We start from the raw sequence: 264 nt of genomic DNA on the forward strand, positions 1-264 counted from the left end.
GGCTCGGTCGCGAGCCGGCGGGCAGGGTGCGCGCGCCGCGGCCATCGCCTGGATCGTATTCCTCGGCCAGCACGTCGCGGCGCCAGCGGGCGCGGACCTGCGCCGACATCTGGCCGCCGATGCCATGGTTGAAATGGAACACGCCGGAATAGCGCGCCAGGTCGTAGGAGAGCTGGCCCGGATTGGACGGATAGTCCGGCACGAACTGGCCCTGCACGTTCAGGCGGCCCTTGCGCTGGATCTCGCCTTCGGCGATGGAGTCGC

Annotated in this window: 1 pseudogene; it reads right to left on the bottom strand. The window is 70.5% G+C overall.

Annotation, left to right across the window (positions count from 1 at the left end):
- Positions 1 to 264 (bottom strand): annotated as a pseudogene (locus SB751_RS31565) (capsular biosynthesis protein); the annotation flags it as partial.

Origin of the sequence: Cupriavidus sp. SIMBA_020 (assembly GCF_046535395.1) — a bacterium.
Classification (GTDB): Bacteria; Pseudomonadota; Gammaproteobacteria; order Burkholderiales; family Burkholderiaceae; genus Cupriavidus; species Cupriavidus campinensis.